This is a genomic window from Sphingobacterium sp. SGL-16, from assembly GCF_011043515.1.
GTDB lineage: Bacteria > Bacteroidota > Bacteroidia > Sphingobacteriales > Sphingobacteriaceae > Sphingobacterium > Sphingobacterium litopenaei.
In genome coordinates this window covers 1-15064 of record NZ_JAAKGQ010000044.1, presented here as the reverse complement: position 1 = coordinate 15064, position 15064 = coordinate 1, and the positions used below count along the sequence as shown (strand labels likewise).

The 15064-nt window shown below is 34.3% G+C and carries 13 protein-coding genes; 6 read left to right on the top strand and 7 right to left on the bottom strand.

Going from position 1 to position 15064, the window contains the following annotated elements; all coding sequences use genetic code 11:
- Positions 1-26: 26 nt before the first annotated feature.
- The 5 genes from G5B32_RS13175 to G5B32_RS13155 form a co-directional block, all read right to left on the bottom strand.
- Positions 27-3359, bottom strand: coding sequence for a SusC/RagA family TonB-linked outer membrane protein (locus G5B32_RS13175; protein WP_165291994.1), 3333 nt, complete (start codon positions 3357-3359; stop codon positions 27-29).
- Positions 3360-3566: 207 nt separating this feature from the next.
- Positions 3567-4535 carry a FecR family protein gene (locus tag G5B32_RS13170; protein ID WP_165291993.1) on the bottom strand — a complete coding sequence of 323 codons (969 nt, stop codon included), beginning with the start codon at positions 4533-4535 and terminating at the stop codon, positions 3567-3569.
- Between the two features lie 133 nt (positions 4536-4668).
- Complete coding sequence (locus tag G5B32_RS13165; protein ID WP_165291992.1) at positions 4669-5244, bottom strand: RNA polymerase sigma-70 factor; 576 nt, start codon at positions 5242-5244, stop codon at positions 4669-4671.
- A gap of 262 nt (positions 5245-5506) precedes the next feature.
- Positions 5507-5929 (bottom strand): SH3 domain-containing protein, encoded by a 423-nt coding sequence (locus G5B32_RS13160; RefSeq protein WP_165291991.1) that lies wholly within the window; start codon positions 5927-5929, stop codon positions 5507-5509.
- A 21-nt stretch (positions 5930-5950) separates the two neighbouring features.
- Positions 5951-6439 (bottom strand): BON domain-containing protein, encoded by a 489-nt coding sequence (locus G5B32_RS13155; protein ID WP_165291990.1) that lies wholly within the window; start codon positions 6437-6439, stop codon positions 5951-5953.
- Positions 6440-6716: 277 nt separating this feature from the next.
- Here G5B32_RS13155 and G5B32_RS13150 point away from each other — a divergent pair, with 277 nt between their 5' ends.
- The 5 genes from G5B32_RS13150 to G5B32_RS13130 all read left to right on the top strand — a co-directional run bounded on the left by G5B32_RS13150 (position 6717) and on the right by G5B32_RS13130 (position 9784).
- Complete coding sequence (locus tag G5B32_RS13150; RefSeq protein ID WP_165291989.1) at positions 6717-7142, top strand: nuclear transport factor 2 family protein; 426 nt, start codon at positions 6717-6719, stop codon at positions 7140-7142.
- Positions 7143-7400: 258 nt separating this feature from the next.
- Complete coding sequence (locus G5B32_RS13145) at positions 7401-7823, top strand: nuclear transport factor 2 family protein (RefSeq protein WP_165291988.1); 423 nt, start codon at positions 7401-7403, stop codon at positions 7821-7823.
- Between the two features lie 277 nt (positions 7824-8100).
- Positions 8101-8526 (top strand): nuclear transport factor 2 family protein, encoded by a 426-nt coding sequence (locus G5B32_RS13140; protein ID WP_165291987.1) that lies wholly within the window; start codon positions 8101-8103, stop codon positions 8524-8526.
- Positions 8527-8789: 263 nt separating this feature from the next.
- Positions 8790-9215, top strand: coding sequence for a nuclear transport factor 2 family protein (locus tag G5B32_RS13135; RefSeq protein WP_165291987.1), 426 nt, complete (start codon positions 8790-8792; stop codon positions 9213-9215).
- A 128-nt stretch (positions 9216-9343) separates the two neighbouring features.
- Complete coding sequence (locus G5B32_RS13130) at positions 9344-9784, top strand: KTSC domain-containing protein (RefSeq protein WP_165291986.1); 441 nt, start codon at positions 9344-9346, stop codon at positions 9782-9784.
- Positions 9785-9976: 192 nt separating this feature from the next.
- Here the strand turns inward: G5B32_RS13130 and G5B32_RS13125 are convergent, their stop codons facing one another.
- Entirely contained in the window at positions 9977-10963 is a 987-nt protein-coding gene (locus G5B32_RS13125; RefSeq protein WP_165291985.1) for a YihY/virulence factor BrkB family protein, read from the bottom strand.
- A gap of 216 nt (positions 10964-11179) precedes the next feature.
- A complete protein-coding gene (locus tag G5B32_RS13120) occupies positions 11180-13021 on the bottom strand; it encodes a carbon starvation protein A (protein WP_190301187.1) in 1842 nt (613 codons plus the stop codon).
- A gap of 255 nt (positions 13022-13276) precedes the next feature.
- Between G5B32_RS13120 and G5B32_RS13115 the strand changes: the two genes are divergently transcribed.
- Positions 13277-15064, top strand: coding sequence for an AMP-dependent synthetase/ligase (locus G5B32_RS13115; RefSeq protein WP_165291984.1), 1788 nt, complete (start codon positions 13277-13279; stop codon positions 15062-15064).

Below are 15064 nucleotides of genomic sequence, written 5' to 3'. Positions count from 1 at the left end.
TTACTGTTCTTTTATATGTTTAACTGTTAAAAACCTGCTTGAATAGAGAACATGAAAGTACGCGCAAACGGATACTCTGTACCTCTTTCTATATTGATCGATGATAATGTGAATACATCATTCATATAGAAAGTTGTTCTCAAACGCTCCAATCTACTTTTCTTTAAGAATCCAGTATGACGGAAATCATAATATACATTTAGTGTAGCCAATCTTAGGATATTGTTATCCTGCACAAAACGACTTGTAGGTTGTGTGTACGATTCATCTGCTATGGATTTAAATTGGACTACATCACCTGGTTTTGACCAACGGCTACTCATCACACGTGTATCCACATTAGAGTAAATACTTGCATTCTCTACTTTATTTAACAAAGTCGTATTATACAATTGACCTCCATGCTGCCAAGTGAATGTCGTACTAAATCCAACACCTTTATATTCACCATTGATACCGAAGTTGCCCGAATATTTAGGCAATAAATCTCCAATTACCACTTGATTCAGGCTATTCCAGCTATAAGTTTTTGAACCATCCTTATTCAAGAATACTTCACGACCTGTTTCTGGATCAATACCTAATGAAGGAACTGCCCAAATAGCATTCATAGATGCACCTTCTTCATAGCGAACAGCAAGTGAAGTGAGCGAAGCATCATTATTTAAATCATTATCACTTTTTTCATTTTTAGCTTTCAAGGCATTTGCTACTTTGATTAGCTTATTTTCATTAGATGCTACCGAAGCAAATATATTTACAAAACTATTCTCGCTTGGATTGTTGTAAACTTTTGATGTTAAGTAAGCTTCAAAACCTTTGTTTTGGGCCTCCCCTAGATTTGCAACCATCGAAGTGAAACCCATCGATTGTGGTGTAGTCACTGTAGTGATTAACCCTTTTGTCGTCGCTTCATACAATTCAAAACGACCTGATAATACGCCATTTTTGATGGAGAAATCGACACCAAAGTTGTTATCATATTTCTTTTGCCATTGCAAATCAGGATTCGCTAACCCTTGTAAGAATGAACCTATCTTACCATCATATTGGCTGTCTGTGTAATATTTCAGAGTAGATAAGGCATCAAATGTGCTAAAGCCTTGCGTACCGGTAAAACCTGTTGAACCTCTCAATCTCAACATTGATAACCAATCCCATTCTTGTGCAAAACCTTCATTATGAACATTCCAACCTAGACCTGTAGACCAAAAACTTCCCCAACGCTTATCAGCACCGAATTCTGAAGAACCATTCAAACGGTAGTTACCGTCAAATAAATACCTGTTGTCATAAGAATAATTCAATGATCCAATAACACCTAAAGAGCGAATTATAAATTCTTCACCGATAGGTTTTGTTCCATAATAACTTACTGCCGAAGCGATGTGTTTTAAATCTTCACTTGGGAAACCTTCCGCTTGATATCTTTTAGTATCAGAACTAGAATTGGCTAAACTCGCCATAAAGTTGGTAAAGAACTGATGTTTGCCTTTCGAAAAATTATAATCAGCACCTAAGTCCAAATACAATGAATTGTCAACTCCTTCTCCACGTACATAGCGGCCAGCTTTATAAAGATTGTCCGCAGAATACGAGAAGAAATCAGTATGCGAAGCTGGTTTGAAATTATCCGAACCAGTGATATTCTTACGTACACCTAAACGTGAGGTCAATCTTAATTGAGGCTGCACACGATATTCTGCATAGAAATTTTCGGTAATCGTTGTATAATTTGATTTATCCTCTGTACTCACCGATCCATTCCAAAGTGGATTTGCTTGACTACGCAAGCCATATATACCATAACGTTGTAAATTTCCGTACTCATCCACCAATGGTTGATATGGATTCATTAATGCAAACTGATCAAATGTTCCATAAGGAGAGTTAAAACTATTGTTATTATCTATATCCAATTTATTGCGAAATTGGAAGTTGTTCTTACGGTAGATTAAAGTCTGACTTCCACTCAATGTTCTTCTATCCGAACCTTTCATGACCCCTGCTACATTATTATACATCAAATTGACATTATACAATAAGCTTTGATCACCACCATCAAATTGTAAGGAATGACGTTGACTCAGGCCTACACGCAAAGGCTGATTCAACCAATCCGTATTGACGCCAATCTCAATTTTCTTCAAAACTTCAGACAAGGTTTTATCTAAAGCAATTTGTGTCAAGATGCTTCCATCGTGCGCTGTATATAATCCAGCTAAACGTTCAATAGCGATTTTCTCAGTCGCATTAGCTAAACTGTAACTTGTCAAATCTGGTGCTTCGATATTGGCATTTCCATTATAAGAAATTCGCAATTTACCTTGAGTTGGACGTTTCGTTTCTACAACGACTACACCATTACCAGCTTTAACACCGTACATCGCTTTTGCTGTCGCATCTTTCAATAAAGTCACAGATTGCACTTGATTGATGTCCAAATCCAAAATTTTCGTCAGCGTAGTTTCAAAACCATCTAAAATGAATAAGGGCTGATTTGGATTATTTTGCTCACTAGTGATATCCGAGAAGCCAGTTTGACCACGCATTTGGATAGTTGGCGTAGCATTCGGGTTAGAACCAGCAGAAAGATTATCAACTACCATAAATGAGGGATCGATATTCTTCAAACTCGCAATAATATTAGTATTACCAGCTTTAATTAGGTCTTCACCTTTTATGCTCGTTACTGCTCCTGTATAAGTATTTGCCGAGCGCGTGAATATCCCCGTTACTACGACATCCTCTATTTCTTTAGCATCGGCTAATTTCAGAACAGTTCGGTAATTTGGTTTTCCATCCAATTTTATAGATTGCGAATCATATCCCATCATACTAAACAACAAAGATGTAGCTCCTTCTGGTACAATTAAAGACCAATGACCGTGCTGGTCGGTAGCTGTGGATAGTTTGATAGTATTGGTATTTTTGAATGTACCCTTTATCTCAATGGTTACACCAGGAATTGGAGTCCCTGATTCATTCACGACTATACCACTAATATCTCTTTGCTGAGATTTAAATGCAGTTCTTGTTTCTTTTAAGGATAAAACAACATTTTTACCACTTTGCTCAAATTCCAAAGATGTTCCTACTAATAGCTCATCTAATATTTCTGAAACAGTACCCTGTTTTGTAGGAACTGAAACATTTGCAAACTGAGCAACCACCTTAGATGGATAAAAAAAGTATAATCCTGACTTTTCGCTCAGATCCTGTAAAGCCATCTTTAGAGATACTTGCGTATAATTTACTTCTACTTTGGTGGTATATACATTTTGACCATACGAAGAGGGTAACGCTAATACATTAAATGTAACTGCAGACAATGCTGCACAGATCAATTTGACCTTCATAAGAAATTTGAAGTTGGGACGTTTATGCAAGGAAGCAAGCAGGTAGTACTTACCTTTTGCAAAAAACCATATTTTTTGCATTATTTGTAATAGGGTTTAATTAAACAAAATAATTGATACTCAACGACTCCCTTTTGACTTCCTACGGCGAAGGGAGTTTGTTTTTTAAGGATTCTATCTTAATTGGTATAGTTTTTTCATTTCTTTTTATTTAGTGTTAATGTTTTTGTGATTTATATTAATTTCATATGTATTATTAGATATTTTACTGTACGAACTACTACTAGTTCTACATAGAATAGACAAGATTTCGTCTATATTTTGAATGCCTAAGAAAGTTCCTGAAAGTTGATATTGTTCCAATTCAGCCTGCGGAAAACTTATTTTAACATCATACCGCTGTTCTAATTTTTTAGCAATCTGAGAAAATGTCCACCCATCGAAATCTAAATTTGTATCCTCCCACTCAAAATTATTTTCCAATACAATCGGCTTCTCTTCTTGTATGTTTTGGGTTGGATGGTAAATTAACTTACGATTCTCAGTTAGGACTGCGAGTTCTCTTTCTTCATTTTCAACTCTTACTTTACCTCTATTCACGAAGACTTCTATCTCACTTTCATTAATAGATTTTATTGTAAAAGCTGTACCCAAAACTGTAGTTTTTACCTTTCCCGTTTGAATAGTAAAAGGTTGATTATTCTTATGTTTTATATCAAAATAGCCTTCCCCTGTCAATTCCACCTTACGTTCCTTTCCAACAAATTCTTCAGGAAAAATTAATTCACTTCCTGGTTTTAGAATTACAATAGAACTATCGGGCAGTAAAATGAATTTATTTTCAATTGCCTTCGCAGGCAATGCTTTCGTAATTAAATTAGCCTTGGAATCATTTGCTGTACGTAAAAGTTGATAAGAAAAAATAGACAGTCCTAGTAGTAGAGACGCTGCAACACTATACCAAATTCTTTTTTGTTTTAATCTTCTAGATGATGAAGTTTTATTTAGTATTGCCGAAAAAATTCTCTCTCTTACTTCCGACTCTTCCTCACTTTCCCACATGATTTCTTCACTTCCTGTGTGCATGTACCATTCATTCAACTGCTCAATTTCGTCTGCTGAAGCCTCTCCAGATAGATATTTTTCAATTAATATATATTTTTCTTTCTCTCCCATAGGTATCGTTCTAAAGTATAGTACCACAATGGTAAGTGTACCCCTATATCAGAAAGGAGAAAAAGTTCACAAATCTAAAAATTAATTACTATTTAATCTATAAAATAAGTATACTATTTTTAGAAATAAAAAATTACGACATGAGTAGCAATATGACAAGTATGCCAACTCTTTGCAGATTATATTTCAATACTTTTAATGCTCGGGTAATATGTGCTTCAACGGATTTTTCTGAAATAGCAAGATTTTGAGAAATCTCTTTGTTTGTTAAATATGATTCACGACTTAATTTGAATACTAAACGACATTTATTAGGTAATTTTTCGATCACACCTTCCAAATATTCTTTTAAAAACTTTGATTCAATAATTTCATCTGCTATATAAGCATCGGAAATAGAGATGGAGTTCTCAATTTCAGCATGTCTCTTATTTCTGTGAATCGATTTAAAAGTGCTGAATTTTACCGCTGTCGCCAAATAAGCTTCAAGAGAAGCTACATGAAGATTACAGCGCCTATTCCATAACGAGATAAACACCTCTTGAACAACCTCTTCTGCAAGTGTTTTATCTTTTAAATTGGAGTATGCAATAGCCAAAAGTCTTTTCCAATACCTATTATAAATTGTAGTGAATGCACTTTCATCTCCTTCACATAAAGCAGCAAGCAACATTTGGTCAGAATAAGATGCACATTTAGGAATTGACATTATTATAAATAATTAATTGTACCAAATTCGGAAAAAAAATAATATTTACAAAAAAAATAGCTTTTTCTTAATATTTTACAAGTAATAATGTAATAACTTTAATATTTCATCGATAAAATATAGATTAATTTGGTTTTACTGAATTTTATCTGCTTTTTCTAACCATTTATATATCAACAGACTAATAATAATGAATAAAAATAAAAAAGCGGATCTTCAACGATTAGAAGATCCGCTTTGGATATTATAAAGAACGTTATTTTTATCCTACAGGTTCGAGATACTGTGCATAACAATATCCCTCTTCCCCATCCTGGGTGCGTACCAACCACCATTGATCATTAGCGCGGCTAATTAAAATAATAATTTCGTCTTTAGCAGCTTTGCCTACAATCGGTTGATCAGTTCCTGGTCCTTTACGAATATTCAGATTGGAGTTTTGTGTAATGACACGTGCACGACTACCTTCTACGGCAGTAGAGACATCTACATGCATCACAACATCGCCAGACAGAAAATTAGGATCTAACTGATTATAAACATCCCAAAGTTTGTTTTTTACATCTGCATTTGGTGCAGTACCTCGAATATGTAGCACTCCTTCTTGTTCTACTACTTGAAGGTCTTGAATATTAGATGCCTCAGCAATATCGATTAATGCTTGGTATTTAGTTGTTAAAGCCATCTTCTTTAATTTTTAATGTGATTATTTAATCTCAATAGCTGCTATATCCACTTTTTTAGGAGACAAGGCATCAAGCGATTGTTTCAATACTTGTACACGTGATTGTTCTAGCGTGCCAGTTACGGTAATGATTCCATCTTTCACCGTCGCTTTTACTGTTGGGAAATCTTTAGTAGCATCCACTACTTTAGCTGCAAGATCTGCATCATCCGTATTTATTTCTACTGTGGGTGCATTTACTGTAATATTATTAACTACTGATTTGATATTTTTGCTGTCTACAGCTTTTGCAGAATTTTCAATAGCTTCGCGCTCCGCTTCACTATTTACTGTTCCCGATAAGGTTACGACTCCTTCTTTTACATCTACAGTAACACCTGGCGTACTGGTTACAATACTTTCAATCCTAGATTTCAAATCCGCATCTGACACCTTAGATTTACAAGAAACTGTAGCAATAGCCAAACTGCATGAGATAGCTAATACAGAGATTACATTTTTTAATGTCATAGTCATAGTGTGCTTGTTATAGTTAAGTGTATAGAAAATAAATATACAGAGGAATAACAATCGCTCGCTAACTTTGGTTTTAACTAACTTTCAGATTGAGGACGAAATTCTACATTTCATTCCTTGACGGTAAAATCGTTCACCGAAAACACTAAACTATTAACCGATTTTTATCCCCTATTAATCTAATTACTATTCAATTAAGGACAGTCCTCTATTAATTTTGAATCATCAAAGCAATCAAAAATTATAAAACAGCAATTAATCAATATCTACTATGAAAAAGACATTATCAACTATCGCAACAGCATTCTTAATGATCGTATCATTAAGTTCATTTGCTAACGTAAACATTAATCCACTCAAAGAAAAGGATAGTAAAGCCATCATGGTGACTTACGTAGAAGCAATCGTATTAGGTTCGGACGTGTATAATAAGTATTTATTTACCGAAGATTTCGAATATCAAAATACGGCTAACAATGACAAATTCTCGAGAAAACAATATCTCAAATTTTTAAAAGATACCAGAGGTCTAAAATTTGACTGCCAAACAGATTATCAAATCTTGGATGAGGTTGGTAAATCCTGTGTAGCTAAAGCAACGATGAAATTCGAAAATTTTACACGCGTGGATTATATCACAATGCAGAAAACGAAAGATGGCTGGAAAGTAAATAAAGTAGTGACTACTTATCCTTAGTAAATGGTGTTTTTTGTTTAATATGGAGCCTGCAGTAATGCAGGCTTTTTTATTTCTGCACATCGCAAAACGACAAACCACTTATCAAGTGAGGGTAAATATCATTTAAATATTTTCACCGAATCATTTCGCCTCTTTACCGAAAACTAGCCCTCATTGGTCTAAAACGCATTCTCTTATCTGGCGTATCAGCCTAACTTTGGAGTATCAAAAGAAAATAAAGCAAAAATATTATACAACAATAAACAAATAACAGCCATGAAAAAGACATTATCAACTATCGCAACAGCATTTTTAATGATTGTATCATTAAGTTCATTCGCAGCAGCTATTAATCCATTAAAAGACAAAGACAGCAAAACCATCATGACTACTTATGTAGAAGCTATTGTTTCGGGAACTGATCAATTCAATAAATTTTTGTTTGCTAAAGACTTTGAATATAAAAGCACTTCAAATAATAGTAAGTATAACAGAAGTCAATACCTACAACATTTAAAAGCAACAAAAGGTCTGAAATTCGATTGCGAAACCGATTACCAAATCTTGGATGAAACAGGTAACTCTTGTGTAGCTAAAGCCATTATGAAATTTGACAACTTTACTCGTGTTGATTTTATCACCTTAAATAAAACAGAAGATGGCTGGAAAATCAGCAAAGTAGAAACAACATACCCATAAAAAATCGCGTTCTTTATTTACAATCCAAGGTCTACAGTTTTGTAGGCCTTTTTTGTTGTCAAGGAACTTCAGATTTTCCAACAGGAAAATTTCAGCAATAAATCACAAATCGAAAACTACGGTTAAAATATTCACCGACTTGTTATCTTCATTCACCGAAAAACTCCCTCTATTCATCTAAAACGAATTCTCCAGCCTCGATTTACTTCCTACCTTTGGCGTATCAAAAGAAAAGATAACAACAATTTAGTTTTAAAAATATTAATCAATAACAACCATGAAAAAGACATTATCAACTATCGCAACAGCATTATTAATGATCGTATCATTAAGCTCTTTTGCAGCTCCTAATGCTAATCCATTGAAGAATATGAATTCTAAAGCGATCTTGATCACTTATGTAGAAGCGACTACTTTGGGTTCGGATATCTACAATAAATATTTGTTGACAGAAGATTTTGAATACAGCAATACTTCGAACAATGATTCGTTTAATAAAAAAGCATACTTGAAATTTTTGAAAGATAACAAAGGTCTAAAGTTCAACGCGGAGACTTCGTACGAAATCTTAGATGAGACTGGTAAAACTTGTATCGCAAAAGCGACAAGCACTTTCGAGAATTTCACAAGAGTCGACCACATCACTTTAAACAAAACCAACGATGGTTGGAAAGTGAGTAAAGTCGTAACGACATACCCGTAATATACTGGTAGTTTTTGTTTAGTAATTGGCTTGCATCCCCGCAAGCCTTTTTTTGTTTTAAAAGTTTCCCTTTAAATATCTCTTTAAAAAGTCTAATCGAAATTTATTGCAATTCAACAAACATAAACGGTAAACATTTTCACCGATTTGTAATCCTCATTCACCGAAAAACTACCTCTATTCATCTAAAACGTATTCTCCAGCCTCGATTTACTCCCTACCTTTGGAGTATCAAAAGAAAAAAATATTAATCAATAACAACCATGAAAAAGACATTATCAACTATCGCAACAGCATTATTAATGATTGTATCATTAAGCTCTTTTGCAGCTCCTAATGCTAATCCATTGAAGAATATGAATTCTAAAGCAATCTTAATCACTTATGTAGAAGCGACTACTTTGGGTTCGGATATCTACAACAAATATTTGTTGACAGAAGATTTTGAATATAGCAATACATCGAACAATGATTCGTTTAATAAAAAAGCATACTTGAAATTTTTGAAAGATAACAAAGGTCTAAAGTTCAACGCGGAGACTTCGTACGAAATCTTAGATGAGACTGGTAAAACTTGTATCGCAAAAGCGACAAGCACTTTCGAGAATTTCACAAGAGTCGACCACATCACTTTAAACAAGACCAACGATGGTTGGAAAGTGAGTAAAGTCGTAACGACATACCCGTAATATACTGGTAGTTTTTGTTTAGTAATTGGCTTGCATCCCCCGCAAGCCTTTTTTGTTTTTAAGACTATCAATAAATTGTTTTTCAGCATACTTATAAAAATTCAGATTATTAACCTTACCTTTGCGCCATGAAAAAAATAGCGGACTACAGAAAACTTCTTGACGTGGATAATAAAGCAGATTTGAGCACTTTAAAATCACGTTATCGCCAAATAATGAAAGAATGCCACCCTGATCGTTTTGTAAATAATGAGGAAGGATTAAGAGCCGCTGAAGAAAAAAGCAAAGAAATGATCGAAGCTTATCATTTTTTAGTTAGCATTTGTCCCGAAACATTAGAAAATCAATTACCAATATATAAGAATACGATTGAATCTTCAGCTATAGCTGATTTTGATTGGAAAGGTCACATATTGAGTATCACATTTGCGGATGGTAGCAAGTATGAATATTTCAATGTAACAAAAAACGAATATATTAAATTGATAAATGCAGATTCACCTGCCAGACACGCTAAACGTCATATTTATCCAAAATATGCCTATCGCAATGTGTTAAAAACGGCTTAACACAAAAGTTCTAATAATATAGACATGCCCCAAATATAGACATATATTTGGGGCATGTTTATTATCTCTTTTTTAGGTTTTAATACCAGAACTTAAAATCCTTATTCACAAAATTTTTTAACAATAAGGTCATAGGTATTAGGTTTCCTTAAAAGTTTCCAAATATGTTGGTTATCAGGTAATTTTTTAAGTTTAAGTTTTATCAATTACCACCTCTTCTTGTGTTAATGGTGCTGGTGGAATTTCAGATACATTTCGCTCAATTTCTTTGGTTTCTACATGTACCGCATATTCTGAAGGTTCAATGGATATCCCTTTATAACAAGCATATTCTCTGGTAAATACAGCTCCAAAATATAAGATTGCAGCAGTATAATATACCCAAAGTAAGATTAATACAATAGATCCGGCTGCTCCATAGGTAGATTCGGTTCCAGAAGTTTGTAGATAAAACCCAATCAATAATCGACCTACCACAAATAATGCTGCTGTAAAAATTGCTCCTGCACGAACAGTGCGCCATTTAATATTTACATCTGGCAATACTTTAAAAATAACAGAAAAGAGGATGAATATAATTCCAAACGTGATTAGAAAATTTATTCCATCAAATAAAAAGACCGTGATATCTGGAAAATAACGTTGTAAATTATCGGTAAATGCGAGTACAATTCCGTTGATAACTAAAGTAACAACCAATAAGAATCCTAGTCCAATTATTAACGAAGATGAAAGTAATCTATCTTTAATCAATTTCAACCAACCTTTCTTCGGCTTTGCACGCACATGCCATATTCTATTAATTGAATTTTGAATATCACCAAAAACAGTTGTAGCCCCAATCAATAAAGTCACCCCACTGATTATCAAAGCCATGGTACTCTTACCCGATAATTCTAGATTTTTTATAATTGCCTGAATCTGACTTGCTGCACTTGCTCCGACTAAACCATTCAATTCACCAAAGAGTCTTCCTTTGACGGCATCTTCACCATAAAAAAGACTGGCCAGAGTAATCATTAAAACTAATATTGGTCCAATCGAAAAAACGGTATAATAGGCTAAAGAAGCGCTATATTTCAAGCTGTCTTCGTTTAAGAATCCATTAACCGTATTTTTTAAGATAGTGAATGTCTTTTTGAAAAAACTTTGTTTTGGCTTGCTGCTTTCTGTTTCCATAATTTGTGTTTCTGATGTCGATATTCTAACATTTCACAGCAACTATTGTTTTCTTTTATTCCAATTCAATCGAATTAATAAAAACTTTATTTTGTGGCATAGTGTTTGTATTCAACATAATACGCTTATTTTGAGATTACAATAATCGTTTTATTACAACATACTTCCAGCCCACTGACACCTCAAATGTTGGTGGGTTTCCATTTTAAGATCTAGTTAACGTTCTACTAACTCTTTTACTTCCTCTCCATAAGAATCCACTAGGGTTGTTTTTATTTTAATGAGACTATTCCATTTTCTGAAAGCACCTATAAATACTATAAGCATCAAAAACATGGCAAGAATAGCTAATCCTGCTAGAAGATGTTGATTATTCGGAATATAAATATTTACTACTTGAGAATAACCTGCCCAAAAAGTTATGATAGCCATAAATACTCCAGGAATTGCAGTACAGAGCGCATATTTCCCTCTATTCATACGAATTAGCATCGTAGTACAAACTATAAGACCACAGGCTGCTAAAAGTTGATTACTAATACCAAACAACGGCCAAATGCTGCTTACATTTCCTGTAAAAACTAAATAACCCCAAGCAAAGGTGAATAATGCACTACTGATAATAATCCCAGGTATCCAATTTTTATTTTTAAAAGAAGGAATAACACCACCTAACATTTCTTGTAAAAAGAAACGTCCCACACGTGTACCCGCATCAATTGCTGTTAGAATAAACACCGCTTCGAACATAATTGCAAAATTGTACCAATAAGCCACCACATCATTCATAAAAGGTATTTTATCAAATATATGTGCCATCCCCACTGCCAGAGAAACTGCTCCGCCGGTTCTACCGTGTAAGTCAATTCCAATTCTTTCAATAAAATGATCTAAATCTACTGTCACTAATTCAGGATGTGCAGCCATAAAACTTTCATATGCTGATGTTGGTGTATTGATAGCGAAATAATCGCCAGGCATTAATGTACATGCTGCAATCAAAGCCATTAATGCTACAAATCCTTCGACTAACATTGCGCCGTATCCTACAAATAAAATATCACGCTCTTTGGACAACATTTTGGGAGTTGTACCAGTAGCAATGATAGCATGAAAACCAGAAATCGCGCCACAGGCAATAACTATAAAAATAAAGGGCAATACCGGACCACCAATTACAGGACCACCTCCATAGATAAAATCCGTCAATGCAGGCATTTGAATAGTTGGCTGAACAAAAATAATCCCAACAGCTAGCATCAGAATAGTTCCAATTTTCAAATAAGTTGACAAATAATCTCTTGGAACTAACAATAACCACATAGGCAAGACAGAAGCAAAAAATCCATAAACTGCTATAGCTATAGAAATCGTCTGAATATCCCAATGAAAGAGATTGGAAATCGTTTCATATTGCATCAAATTATGTCCACCAATAATACCCACAATTAGAAGTATTCCACCTAAAATACTAGCAAAGGTGACTGAATCTTTGCGATAGCGCATGATCAAGCCCATAATAATGGCGATTGGCATGGTGATTATTACGGTAAATAAGGACCAAGAAGCTTCGTGCATAGCACTTATACAAGCCAAAGAAAGGCCTGCCAAAGTTAATATCAATATGAATAATACGGCTATTCCAGCAATAAAACCTGTAGTTTTACCAATCTCTTTAGATGCAATGGAGGCTAAACTTTCCCCCTTGTGACGCACCGAAGCAAACAATACAATCATATCATGTACTCCTCCAGCTAAGACACAGCCTATTAAAATCCATAATGCTCCTGGAAGATAACCAAATTGAGCTGCCAATACGGGTCCTACTAATGGTCCTGCTGCTGCGATCGCCGCAAAATGATGTCCGAATAACACATTACGATTCGTGGAAATATAATCATGACCATCGGAGAATTCAACAGCGGGAGTGGAAATATTATTATTCAAACGTAAGACCTTATTTGCCATAAAAAGACCATATATTCTATAAGCTATAGCGAATAATAATATCGCAACGAAAATTAGTGTGATTGCATTGATACCATTTAATGATTCCATTGGTTTTATTTTATTTGGTTACCTGAGCAAATATAAAAATATATTAATAAATATGATTTAATTTTTAAATTATTTTAAATACTAATGCTTTTAGGAATAGTTAACTATTTATACTTATTTCAAATAACACTATTAGATTTTCAGAAAATTTTATTTTTGTACCTTCGCAAACTTTAAGCGTACTCAAAACGTTGTACCACATAATGCATTTAATGCAGTCGCCTGATATTAAATGCATTGATATTATTGAAAAATATGGAACAAGAACAACAAGACTTAAGATTGTTTGATTTAGCGCGTAGACAGCTAGATTTATATCCCAACCTTTCTATTTTCTCCCACAAAAAAAACGACGAATGGAAGGAAATCAAAACATCAGAGTTTTTGGCTGAAGTTGACGCCATTTCCAAAGGACTAATAGAACTAGGTGTTAAACCTAATGAAAAAGTAGGATTAATTGCTGACAGCAGTATAGAATGGCACATGATGGACTTTGCCATTCAACAAGCTGGTGCTGTCTGTGTGGCGATGTATCCCAATATTACCGATACAGATTATCAATATATCTTCAACGATGCTGAAATCAAACTTTGTGTTGTAAGCAACAAGAATCTATATAATCGTATCATCAAATTACAAGAATCACTTTATACTTTGAAATATGTTTTTTGTATTGCAGAAGTTCCCGATTCACGTAATTGGAAAGAAATAGTAGAGTTGGGCAAAAATATAAAGGATGAAACCCTACAACAACGCAGAGATGCGGTGAAGCCAAGCGATTTAGCAACATTAATTTATACTTCTGGTACAACAGGTAAACCAAAAGGTGTAATGTTAACGCATAACAATATCATGTTCAATGTGATGGCTGCGCGCGAAATCACCCCCCTACAAGCTTATACACGTGCCTTAACATTCTTGCCTCCTTGTCATGCTTATGAGAGAATGGTGATTTATACGTATATGTATATTGGTATAACCACATATATTGCAGAATCATTAGATAAGATTGGTAACAACATTAAAGAAGTGAAACCGCACATCATGACTGCTGTTCCTCGTATTCTTGAAAAGGTATACGAGAAAATCATGAAAACAGGACATGATCTTTCTGGTTCTAAAAGAAAAATCTTTGATTGGGCGGTTAGTGTAGGCGAAGCTTATGATCCAAATCCTGAAAATAGATCTTTCGCTTATAATTTGAAACTAAAACTTGCGAAAAAATTAGTTTTAGATAAATGGTATGAAGCATTAGGAGGACATTTAGTTACTGTAGCTTCGGGATCGGCTTCTTTACAAAACAAATTAGCGCGTATTTTCTTAGCGGCAGGTATTCCACTTTACGAAGGATATGGAATGACTGAAGCGTCACCATTGATTTCTGTAAATCACTATGAAAAAGGTATTCGCGTAGGAACAGTAGGTTTGCCCGTAAAATATGTTGAAGTTAAATTAGCTGAAGATGGTGAGATTTTAGTAAAAGGTCCAAACGTAATGCAAGGCTATTACAAAAATCCAGAAGAGACAGCTAAAACTATTATCGACGGATGGTTGCATACGGGTGATATTGCGGTATATGAGGAAGGAAAGTTTATTAAGATTATCGACCGTAAAAAAGAGATGTTCAAAATCTCTGGTGGTAAATATGTAATACCTCAACCTATTGAGAAAAAATTGGTAGAATCGTATTTCATTGAGCAAGCCATGGTCATTGGTGATGGTCAGAAATTTGCATCTGCTTTTATTGTTCCGAACTATGCACACTTAGCAGATTGGAGCAAATCAAGTGCGCCAGAACTTATTGGTATGAAAAAAGATGAATTCTTGAGTCATCCTACGATTATAAAGAAGATAAACAGCGAAGTAAGGTTAGCAAACCAACATTTCGGAAATTGGGAGCAAATCAAAAAACCTATCATTCTTCATAATGAATTTACAATAGATGGTGGTGAACTTACTCCTACCCTTAAGATGAAACGCAAAGTTATCTTAGAGAAATATAAAAATGAATTCAACGATTTATATAAATCAAACGAAGAATAA